The following is a 19,135-nucleotide window of genomic DNA, read 5'->3' on the forward strand; positions in this document are numbered from 1 at the left end:
TTTTCGCGGGCGGCGACCGCCTTTCACGCGCAATGAGCGCGCCGTTTCCGCGGTGCGCGCCGCGGCCAAACATCTGCAAATTGTGGCTCTTGGGGGAGTTGCCCCCTCGGTGCCGGGTAGCACGTCTACGTTCGCACCCGGGGGAGGGAACATGCCCGACTCGCCATCGGGGCGGTACTCCGGCGGCCTGCCCGGCAGGAGCACCGGACGCCCCGCGCCACGGCCCTGGGAACGGTCGTTCCGCTGCCCCTCGACGGCGCGGCGCCGCCCGCCCGAGGCGCCGCCGCGGCGCTACGAGGACTTCGTCGCCCTGCACGAGGAGCCCGCCTCCGGGCCGCCGCTGCGCCCGCTGTGGTGGACGGGCGTCTCCGCGTCCCTCGTCGGCGGGGGCCTGGCGTTCGCGGCGGTGATGGCGCTGCGCATGATGTTCGGCGTGGAGGTCCCGGTGTTCGCGGGCGTGCACACCCCGGCGGTACCGGCCGCGACGAGCTACGCGCTGTGCGCCGGGGCCGCGACGATCCAGGCGACCGCGCTGATGCACCTGCTCCTCGCGACGGCCGCGCGTCCCGTCCGGGCGTTCGCGTGGATCGGCGCGATCGCCGTCACCGTGCTGGCGATCCTGCCGCTGACGGTGCGCGGGCCGATGGACGCGGCGCTGGTCACCGCCGGGCTCAACCTGGCCGGCGGGGCGGCCGTGGTCGTGCTGCTGTCGGCGGTGGTCGCGGCCTCGCGGCAGTTCCCCTGGGACGCCCCGTTCCGCCGCGGCCGGCGGTGACGGTCAGGCGGTGACGGTCAGGCGGTGACGGTCAGGCGGTGAAGGTCATGCGCGGCCGATGGTGATCGTCAGCGGGTCGGGCGCGACGGAGGACGCCACCCGCGTGTGCCGGAGCCGCCGCCACACGCGCACGTCCACCGGCTCCCCGGCGGCGAGCAGCCGCAGCTCGCGGTGCATCCCGGAGAAGCCGAGGCACAGCGAGACGTCCCAGGTCCCGCGCGGCAGGGGCTCGTCGACGATCGCCCGCGTCACCGGCACGGCGGCGGTGTAGCAGAGCCGTCCGGGACGCTCCTCCAGCAGGGCGATGACCTCGAACGTGCGGTCCGAATGCCGCTCGGACAGCACCAGCGTCCCGGAGACCGGCATGTTGATCTCCCGGAGGTCGAGGTGCCCGGCGATGACGACCTCCCGGCGCGCGGCGTTCCAGTGGGTCGCGTCGGCGCGGGCCGATCCGGCGGCGTGCGGCCGGCCGCCGACGTCGACCGCCAGGATGCCGTCGCGGTCGAAGTAGGCGATGACGGCGGCGGAACCGGGCGGGAACAGCCGCTGCGGCGCCGCGTCCAGCCCCGGGCCGCGGCGGAGCGGGAGCACGGTGCGCTCCGCGGGGCCGCCGACCGCCAGCCGGACCTCCCACAGCCCGCCGGGCAGCGGGTCGCCGTTCGTGATCGCCGCGATGTCCACCCGCGCCTCGAAGGTGACGGCGTCGCCGCGGGCCGCGGCCGTGGCCGGCACCCGCACCACCGCGCCCTCCTCGCGGTCGCTCAGCACCAGCTCGACCTCGGGGACGGGGCCGCCGGGCCCGAGCCGCCCGGCGAGGAGCAGCGCCGACCCCGCCCAGCCGACCTCCGTCAGGTGCGGTTCCGGCATCGCCACCCCCGCCTCGTGCGTCCTCGGTGCCGTTCTTCTACCCGTCCCCAGCATGGCGCGGCCGAACCGGCGGGACGGGCGCGGGGGCGGCCCGCACGGGGTCCGGGCCGCCCCCGCCACGGACCGTGACCGTCATTGTCCGCGATGTCGCCGCGCCGCGCGAGATTCTCCCGAGGCCACCTCCGGCCCCGCTGTCAAGCCGAATTCACGCAGGATTAACAGCCCGATGTTCTCGGTGCGCGGTGACCAGTGTAGAAATGGCATGGACGGGAGGGGGCCGCCTTGGGCCAAAGCGCTCCGGCCGTCATCGCCGAATGCGGATGGATAATGACGAAATGATCCTTTCCCCGCGAGGTCTGCGCGACGCGACGTCCAACGCGCTCCGGCTGGCGGTGTCCGGGCGGGTCGCCGATCTGCGCCCGATGCCGGCCGAGGCGGTCGGCGACGGGCCGGGCCGGGCGGTGTCCCGGTACCGGCCGCCGGAGGGGGTGGTGCCGGCCGGGCCGCCGGTGCTGCTCGTCCCGCCGCCGGCCGCCCCGGCGCGCTGCCTCGACCTGCGCCGGGGGTGCAGCCTGGCCGAGCATGTCGTCCGCGCGGGCCGCCTCAGCTACCTGCTCGACCCCGCGGCCGCCCGCCTGGACGGCTCTGACCTGGGTGTTCGCGGCTGGGTCCGGGACGTCCTGCCGGGCGCGGTCCGCGCGGTGAGCCGGGACGCGGGCGGCCAGCCGGTCCAGATCGTCGGCTGGTGCCTGGGCGGGGTCCTCGCGCTGCTGGCCGCCGCCGACGACCCGGCGCTGCCGATCGCGTCGGTCGCGGCCGTCGCCGCGCCGGTGGACGCGGGCGCGGCCCGCCTCCCCGAGCGGTTCGCCGAGGAGTGCGCCGCGGCACCGGGCGGCGGGGGCCCGCGGGCGGCGGGCCTCGACCACTACATGCTCCGGCAGATCAGCGTGCTCACCCACCTCGACAATGCCGATTTCCTCGCGCAGATCGAGGCGATGGATCATTTCCGGCATTTGATGATCGCCCATCCCGGTGACGCCGCGCGGCGCATTTACCGGTCCCTTCTCGGTGACGGCGCGCTGCTGCGCGGCGGCGCGGTGATCGGCGGGCGGAAGGTGGAACTCGACCGGGTCGGCGTGCCGGTGCTGGCCATCGCGGGACGCGGCGACCATGCCGCGCCCGTCCAGGGCGTCCGGTACCTCGCGGGCCTGCTGAGCGGGGCGCCGCAGGTGCGGGTCGAGGTCGCGCCCGGCGGTCATCTCGGCGTGCTGACCGGCCGGGCGGCCCGGACGACGACATGGCGGCACCTCGACCGGTGGCTCGACGAGGGGATCGTCCGGCACGGGATCCGCGCGCCGCGCGCCGCCCGCACCGCCCTGACCGTCTGACCGCGTCCACTGGCTGATCCTGCTTCACCGGCTGACGGCGTCCACGGAACCGTCCACCGGGGTGCGCTTCCGCCGGATCCATCGCCCGATCGTGCGCATCGCGGGTCTTCCGCACGCCAAGGGACGTTCCAATCTCCTTTGCGGCGGCGCCATCAACACGCTCGCGGGTGTGTCGTCTCGGTGATCGAACTGTCGCCGACCGTAATGTGGCGCTCCGTTGTTTCCGCAGGGAGGACGTCGGGGGGCACTGCATGTCGGGGGGCACTGCATGACGTCGGACACGGGCGAGTACGGCGCGGCGCGGGGGGAACGGGCTCCCGTGGAGATCATCGGGATGGGCCCGTCCGGCCGTCCCGCACCGCATCTGGCCGTGGCGGTGGCGCGCGCGGGCGGGACGGGCGTCCTGGCCCTCGGCCATGACCGGGCGCCCGCGCTCGCGGCGCTGGCGGACGTCCGCCGCTGGTGGGCGGGACCGTTCGGCGTCCGCGTCCCGGAGGGCTGCCCGGTGCGTCCGGCCGACGTCCCGGCCGAGGCGGGCACCGTCGTCACCGGCGCGTCCGCGCTGCGGTCGGACGGCTGGCTCGACATCGCCGGGTTCGCCCGCGGGCGCCGCCTGCTGATCGAGGTCGCGGACCCGGCCGAGGCCGCCGAGGCCGTCCGCGTCGGCCGCGGCCTGACCGACGAGGTCGGGATCATCGCACGGGCGCCCGATGGGGCGGCCGGGCCGTCGCTCTTCACGCTGCTGCAGCGGCTGACCGCGGGCGCGGACGTCCCGGTCTTCGCCGCCGGCGGGCTCGGCCCGCACGCGGCAGCGGCGGCGGTCGCCGGGGGCGCCGCCGGCGTCGTCCTGGACGAGCAGCTCGCACTCGTGCGCGAGATGGAGCCCGCGGGCCAGGCACCCGACGGCCCCGCACACACCGAGTCCGCCCGTCCGGCCGCGGCGCTCGCGGGCCGGTACAAGACGGCCGGGGGAGTGGTCCAGGCCGTCCGCACGGAGATCGTCCGGCACATCCGGGCCGCCGTCCGTGCCGAGCCGCTCGCGCCGCGCCCGGAACCGGTCGCCGTGCAGGGGCCGATGGCGCAGGTCAGCGACGCGTCGGCGTTCGCGGGCGCGGTCGCGCAGGACGGCGGCCTGCCGTTCCTCGCGCTCGGCCCGCTGGACGGCGCGCGGACGCGGGAGCTGCTGCGCGACACCGCCGACCGGCTCGGCGGCCGGCCCTGGGGCGCCGGCGTGCTGGAGGGGACGCCGCCGGAACTGCGCGCCGAGCAGCTCGCCGCGGTCGGCGACGCCCGCGCCCCCTACGCGATCATCGGCGGCGGGACGCCGGCGGAGGCGGCCGCGCTGGAGGCCGCCGGGACCGCCGCGTACCTGCCCGTCCCGTCGCCCGAGCCGCTCGGGCGGCTCCTCGGCGAGGGCGTGCGCAGGTTCGTCTTCGCGGGGAGCGAGTGCGGCGGCCCGGCCGGCCCGCACGCGAGCCTCCGGCTGTGGGACGCGCAGGTCGAGCGGCTCCTGCACTTCGCGCGCGGAGGCGGCGACGCCGCGGAGCTGTCGCTGATGTTCGCGGGCGGCGTGCACGACGCGCGGTCCGCCGCGATGGTCGCCGCCATGGCCGGGCCGCTCGCCGAGCGGGGTGCCGACATCCGCGTCCTGATGGGCACCGCGTACCTGTTCACACCGGAGGCCGTCGCCGCGGGCGCGATCCTGCCCGGCTACCAGGACGTGGCGCTCGCCTGCGCGGAGACCGTCCTGCTGGAGACCGCCCCCGGGCAGGCGGTCCGCTGCGCCCGCACCCCGTACGCGGAGGCGTTCGAGCAGACCCGCCGCGAGCTGGAGCAGGCCGGGACACCGCCCCGGGAGTTGCGGCGCCGCCTGGAGAAGCTCAACCTCGGCCGGCTGCACCTCGCCAGCCGGGGGCTGCGGCTCGACACCCCGGTCGGCGAGGCCCGGCAGCGGGAGGAGGGCCTGTACGCGATGGGGGAGGCGGCGGTGCTGCGGTCCGAGACGGTCGGGGTCGCCGCCCTGCACGAGCAGGTCACGGCCGAGGCCACCGGCCTCCTCGCGGCGCGGGCCGCCGACCTCGGCATCGGGCCGCGCGCCGCCGCACGGCGCGCGCCGCGCCCGGCCGACATCGCCGTCATCGGCATCGGCTGCGTCTTCCCCGGCGCCCCCGACGCCGACCGGTACTGGGCGAACGTCGTCGCCGGCGCCGTCCAGGCCGGGGACGGGACGCCGTCGAAGTGGGGCGGGCTCGTCCCCGGCATCCCGTTCGACCCGGACGCCTACGGCATCGCTCCCGGCGAGATCGGCGGCATCGACCCGATGCACCTGCTGTCGGTGGAGGTCGCGGCCCGCGCGCTGCGGGACGCCGGATACGCCGACCGGCCCTTCGACCGGTCCCGGACCTCGGTGTTCTTCGCCGCCGAGGGCGGCGGCGACCTCGCCGCCGGGTACGCGCTCCGCGCCGCCCTCCCGTCCTACTTCGGCGAGCTGCCGCCCGGCCTGGACGAGCAGCTCCCGCGCCCGGCGGGCGACTCCCTCGACGGCGTCCGCACCGGCGCCGTCACCGGGTGGATCGCCGGGCGGCTCGGCCTCGGCGGGACGGCCTGCGCGGTCGGCGCGACGTCCCTCGCGGCCCTCGACGCCGCCTGCAAGGACCTCGCCGCGGGATCCAGCGCCATGGTGCTGTGCGGCGGCGCCGACCTGCGCGACGGGGTCCTCGACCGGCTGCTGCCCGAGTCCGCGGGCGGCGGGGAGGGCGTCGTGCTCGGGGAGGGCGTCGCGTGCGTCGTCCTCAAGCGACTCGCGGACGCCGAACGCGACGGCGACCGGATCTACGCCGTGGTCAAGTCGGTCGCGGGCGCCGGTGGGCGCCGCCGGGCGCTGGACCGCGCCTACGAGCGCGCGGGCGTCGCCCGGTCGTCCGTCGGTCAGGTCGCGTTCGGGTCGGTCGCGGCGCAGATCGGCCACACCAGGTGCGCGGGCGGTCTCGCCGGGCTCATCAAGACCGCGTACGCGCTGCACACCGGCGTGCTGCCCGAAGACGGAGGCGGGGCCCGGCCGTGGCCGGTCCGCCCCGGCGAGCGATGCGCCGGGGTCGGCGGGTCGGGCTCCGGCGGCGCGCACTTCCACGCCGTCCTCGCCGGTTACGAGGGCGCCCCCGAGCCCGTGTCGGGCCTCGCGGAGTGGCCCGCCGAGCTGTTCCTGATCCGGGGCGAGGACCGCGCCGCCGTCCGGGCCGCCGCCGACCGGCTGGCGCGCCTGGCCGAGGGGACGCCCCGGATGCGCGACCTGGCCCGTACCGCCGCCTCCCTCGACGGCCCGGTGCGCGCGGCGTTCGCGGCCACCGGACCGGACGACCTGCTCGCGAAGCTCGCGCTCGCCGCGGAGCTCCGCCCGGCGCCCGGCGTCCACGTCGGGGCGGGGGAGCCGGGGGAGGTCGCGTTCCTGTTCCCGGACGCCGCGGGCGCGGACACCGGAGCCGCGGACACCGCTGACGCGCCGGGGGCGATCGCCGACCTGTTCGTGGCCTTCCCCCGGTTGCAGCGCCTGCTGCGCCTCGCCGGCGGCGCTCCCGGGGCCGCCGCCGCGGTTGCCGGGCTCGCCGTCCACCGGCTGCTGACCGCCGTCGGCGTCCACCCCGACCTCGCCGCCGGGGAGGGCCGGGGCGAGCTGGCCGCGCTCTGCGCCGCCGGTGCCATCGAGGACACCGACATGGCCGAGATCGGCGCGGACCCGTCCCGCGGTGGGCTCCTCGGCCGCGACCTGCGCTCGCCCGCCTTCCCCGTCTGGGCGGCCGCGACCGGACGGCCCTACGAGACGGAGCCGTCCGAGCTGGCCGCGGTCCCGTCCCCGCCCGTGCCCGCCGCCGCGCGGATCGAGGCGATGTACGGGGCGGGCGCCCGGACGTTCGTCGCGACCGGAGGCGCCCTCGCGGGCCTCGTCACCGCCACCCTCGGCGACCGTCCGCACACTGCGGTGAGCTGCGCGGTCCCCGGCGAGAACGGCCTGGTGACGCTGCTGCGCGCGCTTGCCGAGCTGGCCGCGGCGGGCGTCCCGGTCGACCCGCTTCCGCTGTTCGCCGGACGCGGTGCCCGCCTCCTCACCGAGGTGCCCGCCGCGCCCGGCTGGATCGTCGGCGGGCACTCCGTCCGCACGGCGGAAGGCGACTACCCGGAGGGTGCGCTCCGCCCGCCCCGGCGCATCCCGGGCCCGTCCCCGGCGGACGCCGCGGTGCTGGAGTACCTGCGCACGAGCCGGGAGATCCTCGCCGCCCAGCGGGACGTCGTCCTGCGGCACCTGGCGGCCCCGGTCCCGGCGTCCCGCCCGGCCCCGGCCGACGACGCCCCGGTGCCCGCCCGGACCAGCGCCCACGTCCGCACGGCCGCCCTGTCCGGCGGCCCCGCCGCCGCACCGCAGCGAGACGAGCAACCGCAGACCACCCCGCCACCGGCCAGCCTGGACACTGCGCCGCCGGCCAGCCTGGACACTGCGCCGCCGGTCGAGCCTGACGAGGCGCCGCCGGCAGAGCCGCTGGTCCAGCCCGACGACGCGCCGCCGCCCGCTTCTTCGGAGCAGCCCGACGACGCGGCGCCGGTTGAGCCGTCTGTTCAGCCCGATTCGCTGCAGCGTTCTGTTGGGGCCGATGCGATGCCGACGCCCATGGCGCCGGTTCAGTCCGACGTGGTGCCGCCGTCCGAGGCTCCGGCTCGACGCGAGGCCGCGCCGGTGTTCGAGCCGTCCATCCGGCCTGATCTGGTCTCGCCGGAGGCGGCCGGTGGTCCGTCCCTCGACGCGGGCGTGCCGCGGATGCGGCGGGTGGACACGCAGGTGTGGCCCCGGCCCGAGGAGCGGGTCGCGCGGCAGGTGGTGCGGCGCGTGCCGCGGCTCGTGGACCTCGATCCGCTGCCGGCGCCGCCCGACTCCGGGACGGTCTTCGCCGGGCGGCGGTTCCTCATCGTGGACGACGGCTGCGGCATCGCCCTCGAACTGGGCGACCTGCTCGAACGCCACGGTGCGCAGGTGCGGACGCCGACGGACGTCGACGGGCCCTGCGACGGGCTCGTCCACCTGGCGGCGCTCCGGCCGGGCGCGGCGAGCGTGCTGCCCGGGGCGTTCGCCGGGATCCGGCGGGCCCTGGAGGGCGGGCTGCGGTGGCTCGTCCTCGCGAGCGGCGCCGGGGGGACGTTCGGGCACCGGTTCCGGGGCGGCGGCATCGGCGACCCGGCCCCGGGCGCGGGGCTGCGCGGCCTGGCCCGGACGGTCGCCCGGGAGCATCCCGAGGCGCTCGTCCGGGCGGTCGACATGGACACCAAGGAGACGCCGCGGGCGATCGCGCAGCGCGTCATGGCGGAGCTGCTGGCCGCCGAGGCGCCGGTCGTCGTGGGGCATGAGAACGGCCTGCGGCACGGGCTGGAACTGCTGCCGGCGGAGCCGCTCGGCGGCGGGCCGGCCGACCTCGGCCTCGGGCGGGACGCGGTCGTCCTGCTGACGGGCGCCGAGCACGAGCTGACCGTGCGGCTGGCCCTGGAACTCGCCCGGACGAGCGGCTGCCACATCGAGCTGGTGGGCGGCGCGGCGGAAGAGAACCTCTTGCTGGGCGACCTGCGCGAGCACGCCGCCTCCGTCCGGTACCACGCGGTGGGCGATCCGTACGCCCTGCAGAGGGTCGTCGAGGACGTCCACCACACCCACCGGCGCCTGGACGGCGTGATCCACGGCGCGGCCCTTCCCGAGGCGGCCGACTCGCACGAGCGGGCCTACCGGGCGAAGGTGGAGGCCGCGGTCGCGCTCGTCCAGGCGGTCCGGCCGGACCTCGGTTTCCTCGCGGTCCTGTGCGGGCTCGCCGGGGTGCGCGGCGAGCGCGGCCGGGCCGGTGACGCGGCGGCGGACGACGCCTGCGGCACGCTCGCGCACGTGTGGCGCGCGCGGCTGCGGGGGCGGGTGCTCGCCGCGTCCGTCGGGCCGTGGGCGGCGGGCGGCGCGGAGCCGTCCGGCGTCCCGCTGGATCCGGACGCCGCCGCGGCGGCGCTGCTGCGCGAGATCGCGCACGGGGACGAGACGCACGTCGTGCTGACCGGAGACGTCCGGTGAGCGAGGACCGGGTGCCGATCGCGATCGTCGGCGCGGGCGCGGTGTTCCCCGGCGCCGGGTCGGCCGCCGAGCTGTGGCGCAACGTGCTGGCGGGCTTCGACGCGATCACCGAGGTGCCGCCGGGCCGCTGGGACCCCGCGCTCTACTACGACCCCGGCGCCTACGCCCGCGCCCCGGAGAGCGACCGGTTCTACTGCCGGCGCGGCGGGTTCGTCGACGACGTGGCCACCTTCGACCCGGCGCGGTTCGGGATCGCGCCGGCGGCGGTGCCGGGCATGGAGCCCGACCAGCTGCTCGCGCTGCGCACCGCCGGGGACGCCATCGCGGACGCGGGCGGCGGCGACCGGCTGCCCGACCGGTCCCGGATCGGCGTGGTCGTCGGGCGCGGCGGCTACCTCGCGCCGGGCGCGGTCCGCCACGACCAGCGGGTCAGGACGTCCCACCAGGTCGCCGGGATCCTCGCCGAGCTGGTGCCCGAGCTCGGGCGGCCGCGGCTGGAGGAGATCCGCCGCGCGTTCTGCGACCGGCTCGGCCCGGACGCGCCGGACGCGTCCGCCGGGCTGGTGCCGAGCCTCGCCGCGGCCCGCGTCGCCGCCGCGTTCGACCTGCGCGGCCCCGCCTACACGCTGGACGCCGCGTGCGCGTCGGCGCTGCTGGCGGTCGAGCACGCCGTGCGGGCGCTGCGCCACGGGCAGGCCGACGCGATGCTGGCCGGGGCCGTCCACCACGCGCACGACGCCGCCGTGTGGGGCGTCTTCAGCCGGTTGCGGGCGCTGAGCCCGACCGAGACGATCCGCCCGTTCGACCGGGCCGCCGACGGGACGCTGCTGGCGGAGGGCACCGGGATGGTGCTGCTCAAGCGGCTCCCGGACGCCGTGCGGGACGGCGACCGCGTCCACGCCGTCATCCTCGGCGCCGGGTCGTCCAGCGACGGCCGCGCCGCGGTCGGCGCGAGCCCGCTGGTGGACGGGCAGGTCCTCGCGGTCGAGCGCGCCTGGCGCGACGCGGGCCTGGACCCGGCGGAGCCCGCCGCGGTCGGGCTCGTCGAGGCGCACGGCACCGGGTCCCCGGCGGCCGACGAGGCGGAGCTGGCGACGCTGCGCCGGGTGCTCGGCGCGGACGGGCCGCCGGTCGGCCTCGGCACCGTCAAGTCGATGATCGGGCACGCGATGCCCGCCGCCGGGATGGCCGGGCTGATCAAGGCGGCGTTCGCGCTGCGCGACGGGGTGCTGCCGCCGACGCTGCACGCCGACGACCCGCATCCGGCGCTGGCGGACGGCCGGCTCCGGCTCGTCCGGGAGGCCGCCGAGTGGGAGCGGCGCGGCGGGCCGCGCCGGGCCGTGGTCAACGCGTTCGGGTTCGGCGGCGCCAACGCGCACCTGGTGCTGGAGGAGCCGCCGCGGACCACCCCGCGCAGGGCCCGGCGCCGGGTCGTCGCGCCGGAGGACGGCGAGGCGGTGCTGCGCCTCGCCGCGCGCACCCCCGAGGAGCTGGCCGAGGCGCTGGACGTCCCCGACGAGGAGCTGCTCGCGCGGGCCTGCGGCGACGTCCCCGACCTGCCGTGCCGGCTCGCCATCGTCGGGCCGACGCCGCGCCGGATCGACCTGGCGCGCGCCGTCGTCCAGCGCGGGACGGCCTGGCGGGGCCGCAGCGACGTGTGGTTCTCGCCGCGGCCGCTGCTCGCGGAGGGCGGCCGGCTGGCGTTCCTGTTCCCCGGCTTCGAGCCCGCCTTCGACCCGCGCGTGGCCGACGTCGCCGGGCACTTCGGCATGCCGTCCCCGGAGCTGACCGGCCGCGGCGACCTGCTCGGCCGCGCCGCCGACGCCATGGCCGCCGGGCGGCTGCTCGCCGACGCGCTCGCCGCGCTCGGCATCGAACCGGACGTCGTCGCGGGGCACGGCCTCGGCGAGTGGGCGGCGATGGCCGCGGCCGGGGTGTGCGACGCGGGCGCGCTCGTCCGCGACCTCGACGGCACCGCCGGGCCCGACGCCGTGTACGCGGTGCTCGGCTGCGGGGCCGCGCAGGCGGAGGAGGCCGCGGCGGCGGTGCCGGGGGTCTTCGTCAGCCACGACAACTGCCCGCACCAGTCGGTGGTGTGCGGCCCGGAGGCGGCGGTCCGGGAGGTCCTCGGGCGGCTCGCGTCCGAGGGCGTGCTCGGGCAGGAGCTGCCGTTCCGGGCGGGGTTCCACACGCCGCTGGCCGAGGCGTCGGAGAAGCAGGTGCGGCACTCGCTGGAGGGCCTGGAGATCCGCGCGCCGCGCGTCCCGCTGTGGTCGGGGTGCACGGCCGCGCCGTTCCCGTGCGCGCCGGAGGAGGTCCGCGACCTCGCCGTCCGGCACCTGCGCGAACCCGTCCGGTTCGGCGAGCTGGTCGAGGAGCTGTACGGGACGGCGCACGTGCGGGCGTTCGTGCAGGTCGGGCCCGGCGGGCTGCCGGGGTTCGTCGCCGACCGGCTCGGCGACCGCGAGCATCTGGCGATGGCCGCGAACGTCCCGAAGCGGGACGGGATGGCGCAGCTGCGCCGGGTCGTCGCCGCGCTGTGGGCGGAGGGCTACGGCGCCACCGAGCCGCCCGCGCCCGCGGCCGCCGCCGGGATGCGGCTCGACCTCGGCACGCCGCTGGTCAGGCTGGACGGGGCGGTGGAGCCGATCCGCCCGGCGCCGGGCGTGCCGGCGCTGCCCGCCGGCGATCCCGTGCTGGCGGAGCTGGAGGCGCTGCTCAACGACGCGGCGACCGGGGCGCAGTCGGTCCTGGAGGCGCTCGGCGCGGGGGCGCCGGCGCCGGTCGCGGCGGGCGAGCCGTCCCCGGCGGGCGCCGAGCTGAGCGTCTCCCGGGTCTTCTCCGTCGAGGCGATGCCGTACCTCGCCGACCACTGCCTGGTCGCGCAGGCGCCCGGCTGGCCGGAGCTGTCGGACCGGCTGCCGACGGTCCCGCTGGCGACGCTGGCCGAGGTGATGGCGGGCGCCGCGCGGGAGCTGCTGCCCGACATGGTCGTCGTCGGGTTCGAGAACGTCCGCTCCGTCCGGTGGGTGGTCGCGGCGCCGCCGACGACCGCCGGCGTCCGCGCCTACCTCGCCGGCGACGGCGACCGCGTGCGCAGGGTGAAGGTCGACATCCCCGGCTACGCGGACGGGACGGTCCTGCTCGCCGAGCACTACCCGCTGGCGCCCGTCCCCGACCGCACGCCGCTCACCATCGAGGGGCCGCCCATCGTCACCGCCGAGCGGCTGTATGAGGAACGCTGGCTGTTCCAGGGGCCTCTCTACCGGGGCATCAGCGAGATAACGGCTCTGGCGGAGGACGGTGTGCGCGCCGTCCTGACCGCCCTGCCCACGCCGGGCGCGCTCCTGGACAGCGCCGGACAGCTTTGCGCCCACTGGATCCAGGTGTACGGCGACACCAACCAGACGGTGTACCCGGTGGGGATCGAACGGGTCCTGCTGTACGGGCCTATGCCGCCCCCGGGTGAACGCCTGGAGACGACCATCTGGAACCAGTCCCTCACGGACACGGCCATGCGCTGCTCGGCGGAGATGCTCCACGAGAACGGGACGGTGTGGGGACGCATCGACGGATGGACCGCGCACCGCTTCTACACCGACGAAGCCCTCTGGCGGATGAAGTTCACCCCGGAGGTGTCGGGGACGGGGGAGGCCCAGCCGGGCGGCTGGACCGTGGCCCGCAAGCGCTGGGACGGCACCGCGTCCCGCGACCTCCTCATGCGCCAGTACCTGGGCTCGGGGGAGCGCGCCGAGTACGAGGCCCTTCCGCCGGTCTCGCAGGGGCCGTGGCTGCTCGGGCGCATCGCCGCCAAGGACGCCGTCAGGGACCACCTCTGGCGCAACGGCCACGGGCCCCTGTTCCCGGCCGAACTGACCGTCCACGAGGGGCCGACCGTGACCGGCCCCTTCGAGGAACCCGTGACGGTCTCGATCGCCACGGCCGCCGAACTGGGCGTCGCCCTGGTGCGGCCCGGCCGGGCCCAGGCCGGCATCGGCGTCGCCGTCAACGAGAACAACGCGCGCGTACGCGCGGCCAAGCAGGCGGTGCTGCGGGCGATGAACTCGCAGGCGGACGGTTCCGGGCTCGCCGTGACCGTCGCGGACGCCGAACGGCTCCTCATCGCCGCCGGCGGCACGGTCACCACGGTGCAGACCCGCGAACTCGACGGGCACGTCGTCGCCTGGACGACCGCGTCCGGCGGACCCGACATGGAGGAGAGCCGAGCATGACCCAGCGCCGCGCGAGCGCCCGCCGCGTCCAGGTCCCGTCCATCCTCGGGGACCCTGGCATCCAGCGGGCGCGGACACCCGAGCGCCGCTTCCTGTTCGCGATGCCGCCGCTGGCGGGCCACACCGCCCCGGCGGCGGCGGTCGCCGCCGAACTCGGCCGCCGCGGGCACAAGGTCGCCTGGGTCGGCCACCGCCCGTCCCTGGAGGCCGTCCTGCGGCCCGGGGCCCGGATCTTCTCCGCCGCCGGGGACGAGTGCGCGGCGATGCGGGACCGCTGGCTGGAGCGGCGCGGGCCGGACGCCCTCCGCCTGCTGTGGGACGACTTCCTCGTCCCGCTCGGCGACGCGATGATGCCGGGCGTCGAGGAGGCCGCCGACCGCTTCCGCCCGGACGCGGTGGTCGCCGACCAGTTCGTCCTCGCCGCGCCGGTCGCGGCCCGGCACCGGGAGATCCCGTGGGCGACCTCCGCGGCCTCGCCCGCCGAGTTCACCCGCCCGCTCGCGGACATGCCGGAGGCCGAGGAGGAGATCCGCGACCTCATCGGGGAGTTCCAGCTCGACCACGGCATCGACGACCTCATCGACCTGCGCTTCTCCGACCACCTCACGCTGGTGTTCTCCACCTCCGCGCTCGTCGGCGACACCTCGTTCTTCCCGGACCACTTCGCGTTCGTCGGCCCCGCGCGGGGACGCTCCGCGCCGTGCGCGTTCCCGTGGGAGTGGCTGGACGGCCGGCCCGCCGTCCTGGTCACGCTCGGCCGGATCACCGGGCCGGCGGCGGCCGGGTTCCTCCGGGCCGCCGCCGAGGCCGTCCGCGGCATGGACGTCCAGGCGGTCGTCGAGGCGGCGCCGGAGAGCGTGCCCGAGCCGCCGCCGAACGTCCTCGTCCGCGAGCGGGTGCCGCGCGGCCGGCTCCTCGAACGGCTCTCCGCCGTCGTCTGCCACGGCGGGCACGCGACGGTGTGCGCGTCGCTCGCGCAGGGCCTCCCGCTGGTGGTCGCGCCCGTCCGGGGCGACCAGCCGGTCATCGCCCGCCGGGTGGAGGCCGCCGGGTCGGGTGTCGCCGTTCCGTTCGAGGACGCCGACCCGGAGGAGCTGCGGGCGGCGCTCGCGGCCGTCCTGGCGGAGGACGGCCCGCACCGCGCCGCCGCCGAGGCCGCCCGCGGCACGTTCGCCTCCACCGGGGGCGCCGCCGGGGGTGCCGCCGCGGCCGCCGACCGGCTGGAGAAGCTCGCCTGACCGACTGTGGCCGCGACGCCTGAACCGAATCGCATTCGGTTATCGTGGCGGCATGGTGGACGTCTTCGATGACCTGACCGCGGAGCTCCGGCAGCTGGACGCGATGCTGGCGGCGCTGGAACCCGGGCAGTGGGACCGCCCGTCCGGCGCCGCGGGCTGGAGCGTCGCCGACGTCGTCCTGCACCTGGCGCAGACCAACGAAGTCATCAGTGACCCGGAGGCCGGGGAGGCCACCGCCTTCCTGTCGCCCGACGCCGCCAAGACCGTGGACGGCGTCGTCGCGGACATGGTCGCCGCCGAGCGCGGCATGCCCCCGGAGGAGCTGCTGGAGCGCTGGCGCAAGGGCGCCTTCGGCGCCGCGGACTTCCTCCGCGCGCAGCCGCCGGGCACGCGGCTGTCATGGGTGCGGACGCCGCTGTCGCCGCGCACGCTCGCCACCACGAGGATCGCCGAGCACTGGGCGCACGCCCAGGACATCGCCGTCCCGCTGGGCCTCCCGTACCCCGACACGGCCCGGATCCGGCACATCGCGTGGCTCGCGCACCGCACGCTGCCCTACGCCTTCTCCGTCGAAGGTCTCCCGGACGCGCCCGTCTTCTGCGACCTCACCGCGCCCGACGGGACGCACTGGACGTTCGGCGACCCGGCCGCGCCGTCCCGCGTCACCGGCCCGGCCGCCGACTTCTGCCGCGTCGGGGCCCGCCGCCTCACCCCGGAGCGGACCGCGCTGACCGCCGAGGGCCCGCATGCCGCCGACGCCCTCCGCGTCCTGCGCAACTACGCGGCCTGAGCCCACGGGCCGCCGGAGGTCCAGGCCGGGGCGGGTTCAGTTCGCGCGGTCCAGTACGCGCGCGGGTTCAGGACGCGCGCGGGTTCAGGACGTGCGCGTCGCCCGGAGCCGCCGGGCGCTCTTCAGCGTGGCGTCGAACGAGGCTTCGGCGATGGCCTTCGTCATGAAATGGCACATCCAGGTGACCAGGAAGACCGCCAGGATCAGGACCGGCGCCCACGTCCAGGTCAGCTGCACGACGATCCGCTCGATGGCGCCGTGCGGGTCGACGACCGGCTCCCAGCTGTTCAGGCGGGCCCAGCGGCCGAGGAAGACGCCGATCGCGCAGAGCGCGTGCGCGGCCACGGTGACGCGGCCGCTCCACGCGCCGAGGCCCAGCCGCGCGAGGTGCCGCGTCGCGGCCGACAGTGCCAGGTAGTACGCGAGGAAGCCCGAGCCGATGAGCGCCGCGTAGACGGGCAGGACGGCCGTGACGACCGGCCCGCCGCGGTCGGCGAGCAGCATGTCGTTGCGGAGATGCACCAGGTCGGTGACGACGTAGGGGGCGTTCGGCAGGAACAGCACGAACAGCACGAGCCCCGCCCACCAGAGCGGTGACCGGGACATGCGGTGGCCGCGGAAGAGCAGGAGGGCCAGGCCGACGGGGATCCAGGCCAGGATCGTGTTCCAGCCCATCCATACGGCATCGCGGCGGAGGACGTCGACAAGGTTCGGCGCGACCTGCTCAAGGATCCCCATGGCTCCATGGTGCATGAACGATCTCCCGTCCGGCGGACTTCTCATCCGCCGGAGACGAACGACCCGACGATGCCGTCCGCGTTGCGCAGGCGCGATGCGGCCTCGCGCAGGCGGTCGCTCCAGTCGGGGTCAGTTCGCAGTGCCCCTACGGCGTCCTCCAGAGCCGAACCGGTGCCCCAGAGGGCGAGGGCGCGCGCGTCCAGATCGCGCTGGTCGCGTTCCCACCAGGCGGAGACGGCGCTGAGCTGCTCGGCGAGAGTGCCACCGGGGATGGTCCGCTGGTAGCGGGCCTCCCATTCGGCGTTGAGGTGGTGACGAGGGCCGTCAGGGGCGTCCTTGTGGGCTTGCTGGAGTTCTTCCAGGACGAGGCACCAGCGGTAAGGGGCCGCGAAGTAGACGGCTTCCTCGTCGGTGCACGCGGCCCCGTTCAGGGACGCCACCATGTGCTCGGCCAGCGCGCCGGGCGCGGCACGGGACGCGACGGCGGCGTCCACCGCATGGGAGACGGCGCAGTCGGCGAGGCGCCGGGGCAGGCCGTCCAGGACGGCGATGTCGAGCCCCGGCGCGCCCCAGCCCGTCAGGTGCGCGGCGGCGGACAGTTCCGCCCACAGCACCAGTTCGGGACGCTCGGCCACCGCGCGCTGAGCGGTGCGCATGTCGCGGAGCGTGCAGGGGGAGTCGTGGCAGTCCGGGCCGCACGTCCCGCTCCGGGGGGTCACCAGCACCCCGGGCGAGGCGAGCGGCGCCGGCCGCTCCGGATGCTCCAGCCCGGAACCGTCCGGGACGCGCACCAGGTGCGGGAAGTCCATGCCGTCGGTGAACACCGCGCCCTCGCCCGGCGTGAGCGTGACCAGGAACCGCGACTGCGCCTCGGTGATGTTCATCGTCGCGCCGACCGCGTCCCGGTCGTCCCGCGCGGGCAGCCGGTGCACGATCTTCACGGCGGTGTTCTTGATGACGTCCGGGACGAGCTTGGACGGGATCTGCTCCGCCACGACCAGGCCCTCCCCGTAGGCGCGGATCTCCGCCAGGAGGCTCGCGAACGTCTCCACGGCGTGCGCCGCCGGGCCCGCGGTCCCGCCGCGCCGCAGCAGCCGGTGCGCCTCCTCGAACACCGTCAGGTGCCGCAGCCCCGCCGGACCGCCCGCGCCCTGCCGCAGCCGCAGGTGCTCCACCAGCCGGACCAGGACGGTGCCCATCAGGAACGCCTTGTCGCGGTCGTCGCCGACGTCCTCGATCTCGAAGACGGCGTTGCGGGCGAGCAGCGCGTCGAAGTCGATCGGATGGCCGCCCTCCAGGAACCGCCCGGTCGTCCCGAGCCGCAGGCTGGACAGCCGCACCCGGATGAACCCGCGCACGTTGTCGGTGATCTCCTGGCCGTAGCCGATGTCGGTCACGACCTGCTCGGCGGCGGCCTGGAGGTCGCCGAGCGTCGGGTAGCGCGGACGCGGTGCCCGCCGCGCATAGGCGGCGCCGAGGGGTTCGCCGAGCGCGAGGTCCCAGCCGAGGCGCTCGTAGCAGCGGGTCAGCGCCGCCGACAGCACCTGCGGGAACGGCTCGTCGGCCTCGAACGCGGCGAGGAACAGCGCCCGGACGAGATCGGCGTGGGTCTGCAGCGGGAACGGCCGCCCGTCCGGGCCGCGGGCCGGTTCGAGCGGGTTGATCCCGGCCGCGACCGCCGCCGCGTCGCCCGGCCGGATCGCGACGACCTCCGCGCCCGGCACTCCCGCCGCCGCCAGCCGGGACGCCATCGCCCGGTACTCCGCCTTCGCGGGCTCGACCACCAGCCAGGGCAGCCCGGCCGCCGAGGCGGCGGTCAGCAGCGACCGGATCGTCTGCGACTTGCCGGCGCCGGTCGCGCCGCACACGAACGTGTGCCGGTTCAGGCTCCCGAGGGGCAGGGACAGCGACCCGACCTCGCGCCGGTCGCGGTCCAGGACCCGTCCCAGCGGGACGCCCTCGCCGCCCTCGCCGCCCTCGCCCGCCGGCTCGGGCGTCACGTCGAACTCCGGCCGCAGCACGAACCGGACCCCGGCGACCTCCCGGGCGGGCGGGCGCGCCAGCGCCGCCACGAGCCGCGTGCTCGCCTCGAAGGGGCCGTCCGCGCCCGGGACCAGCGTGTACGGGAGGCCGGTCAGGTCCGCCGACGCGCACACCAGCGCCGCCACCCGCGCGGCCGCCGCAGGGGTCGCCGCCCCCGCCGCGAGGTGCACCCGCCATAGCCCCGACGTCGCGGCCCGCCGCAGTTCGCGGTGCCGGTGCTCCATCCGGGCGGCGGCCACCGACTCCTCAGGCGACAGGTCCGCCATCGACCGGGCGCGCCGCTGCCGGTCGGCGAGGTCGTCGGCGAGGCCCGCGGCCTCGGACGCGTCCACCGGTTCGGCCAGCAGCAGCCAGGCGAACGGCTGCGCCCACACCGAGAGCAGGCCGTCTTCGAGGGACGGCCTGGCGGGCTCCTCGCGGGCGGCCGGGTCGTCGTTGAGCAGATCGTCGGCGAGCAGGCCGTCCGCGATGCCGCCGATGCCGACCCAGTGCGGCATCTCGGCGGCGGCCGCCCCGTCCGGCAGCAGCACGCCGCGTCCGCCCGCCGGCAGGCTCAGCGCCGCCGCGCTCCCGTCCAGGCCGGCGACGAGCCCGGAGCCGCCGACGAGCACCTCCGTGGGCCCGGACGCCGCCGCCCGCCGCCAGCCGACCAGCACCGGCTCGCCGCCCGCGTGGTACGCCGACACCAGTGCCGCGAGCCGCTGGTCGCGCCCCTCGTCCCGGCCGTCGTCGCGGTCCGGGCGCGGCATCTCCAGCAGCCTGCACACCGGCAGGCCGCGCACCGCGTCCAAGATCTCCGCCCCCGCCATGGGCAGTCAGGCTATTGAGCAAGACCCTCGTTGGGAAGGCCGGTTCGCGACGGGGGGCCTGACAAGTTCCGTGTCAATCTGCTTGGGTTGTTCGCGCATCACCGTGCTCACCACCCTCACCCGGTGCGCGGTGGCCGAGCCGGTACCCGAGGAGAGCGGGGGGT

General features: G+C 77.1%; 9 protein-coding genes. 6 read left to right on the forward strand and 3 right to left on the reverse strand.

Annotated features, from left to right (window positions below):
- Positions 1–151 precede the first annotated feature (151 nt).
- On the forward strand, positions 152–775 hold the full coding sequence (locus CHF16_RS34675) for a hypothetical protein (protein WP_089330415.1): 624 nt from the start codon (positions 152–154) through the stop codon (positions 773–775).
- 45 nt (positions 776–820) lie between these two features.
- Here CHF16_RS34675 and CHF16_RS34680 read toward each other — a convergent pair whose 3' ends face one another.
- Positions 821–1,642, reverse strand: a complete 822-nt coding sequence (locus CHF16_RS34680) for a hypothetical protein (protein ID WP_089330416.1) — start codon at positions 1,640–1,642, stop codon at positions 821–823.
- Between the two features lie 335 nt (positions 1,643–1,977).
- Between CHF16_RS34680 and CHF16_RS34685 the strand changes: the two genes are divergently transcribed.
- The 5 genes from CHF16_RS34685 (at position 1,978) to CHF16_RS34720 (ending at position 15,381) form a co-directional block, all read left to right on the forward strand.
- Positions 1,978–3,030, forward strand: a complete 1,053-nt coding sequence (locus CHF16_RS34685) for an alpha/beta fold hydrolase (protein ID WP_089330417.1) — start codon at positions 1,978–1,980, stop codon at positions 3,028–3,030.
- A 268-nt stretch (positions 3,031–3,298) separates the two neighbouring features.
- The gene (locus CHF16_RS34690; RefSeq protein WP_089330418.1) at positions 3,299–9,121 is read left to right on the forward strand and encodes a beta-ketoacyl synthase N-terminal-like domain-containing protein; all 5,823 of its coding nucleotides are present in this window, start codon (positions 3,299–3,301) and stop codon (positions 9,119–9,121) included.
- Positions 9,118–13,353, forward strand: a complete 4,236-nt coding sequence (locus CHF16_RS39835; protein ID WP_143228231.1) for a beta-ketoacyl synthase N-terminal-like domain-containing protein — start codon at positions 9,118–9,120, stop codon at positions 13,351–13,353. The genes CHF16_RS34690 and CHF16_RS39835 overlap by 4 nt, the downstream gene beginning before the upstream one ends.
- Positions 13,350–14,591, forward strand: coding sequence for a glycosyltransferase (locus CHF16_RS34715; RefSeq protein ID WP_089330419.1), 1,242 nt, complete (start codon positions 13,350–13,352; stop codon positions 14,589–14,591). The genes CHF16_RS39835 and CHF16_RS34715 overlap by 4 nt, the downstream gene beginning before the upstream one ends.
- Before the next feature lie 52 nt (positions 14,592–14,643).
- A complete protein-coding gene (locus CHF16_RS34720) occupies positions 14,644–15,381 on the forward strand; it encodes a maleylpyruvate isomerase family mycothiol-dependent enzyme (RefSeq protein WP_245869708.1) in 738 nt (245 codons plus the stop codon).
- Positions 15,382–15,465: 84 nt separating this feature from the next.
- On the opposite strand, the gene CHF16_RS34725 is transcribed toward CHF16_RS34720, so the two are convergent.
- Together CHF16_RS34725 and CHF16_RS34730 are read right to left on the reverse strand one after the other, a co-directional pair.
- Positions 15,466–16,119 (reverse strand): DUF1361 domain-containing protein, encoded by a 654-nt coding sequence (locus tag CHF16_RS34725; RefSeq protein ID WP_089330420.1) that lies wholly within the window; start codon positions 16,117–16,119, stop codon positions 15,466–15,468.
- Positions 16,120–16,160: 41 nt separating this feature from the next.
- Entirely contained in the window at positions 16,161–18,971 is a 2,811-nt protein-coding gene (locus CHF16_RS34730; protein WP_089330421.1) for an ATP-binding protein, read from the reverse strand.
- Positions 18,972–19,135 lie beyond the last annotated feature (164 nt).

This window comes from Actinomadura meyerae (assembly GCF_900188445.1).
Taxonomy (GTDB): domain Bacteria; phylum Actinomycetota; class Actinomycetes; order Streptosporangiales; family Streptosporangiaceae; genus Spirillospora; species Spirillospora meyerae.

Bases quoted from the DNA above. Each gene is read 5' to 3' on its own strand.
- CHF16_RS34685 (WP_089330417.1), top strand. From the start codon at position 1,978: ATGATCCTTTCCCCGCGAGGTCTGCGCGACGCGACGTCCAACGCGCTC.
- CHF16_RS34730 (WP_089330421.1), bottom strand. From the start codon at position 18,971: ATGGCGGGGGCGGAGATCTTGGACGCGGTGCGCGGCCTGCCGGTGTGC.
- CHF16_RS34680 (WP_089330416.1), bottom strand. From the start codon at position 1,642: ATGCCGGAACCGCACCTGACGGAGGTCGGCTGGGCGGGGTCGGCGCTG.
- CHF16_RS34725 (WP_089330420.1), bottom strand. From the start codon at position 16,119: ATGGGGATCCTTGAGCAGGTCGCGCCGAACCTTGTCGACGTCCTCCGC.
- CHF16_RS34690 (WP_089330418.1), top strand. From the start codon at position 3,299: ATGACGTCGGACACGGGCGAGTACGGCGCGGCGCGGGGGGAACGGGCT.
- CHF16_RS34715 (WP_089330419.1), top strand. From the start codon at position 13,350: ATGACCCAGCGCCGCGCGAGCGCCCGCCGCGTCCAGGTCCCGTCCATC.
- CHF16_RS34675 (WP_089330415.1), top strand. From the start codon at position 152: ATGCCCGACTCGCCATCGGGGCGGTACTCCGGCGGCCTGCCCGGCAGG.
- CHF16_RS34720 (WP_245869708.1), top strand. From the start codon at position 14,644: ATGGTGGACGTCTTCGATGACCTGACCGCGGAGCTCCGGCAGCTGGAC.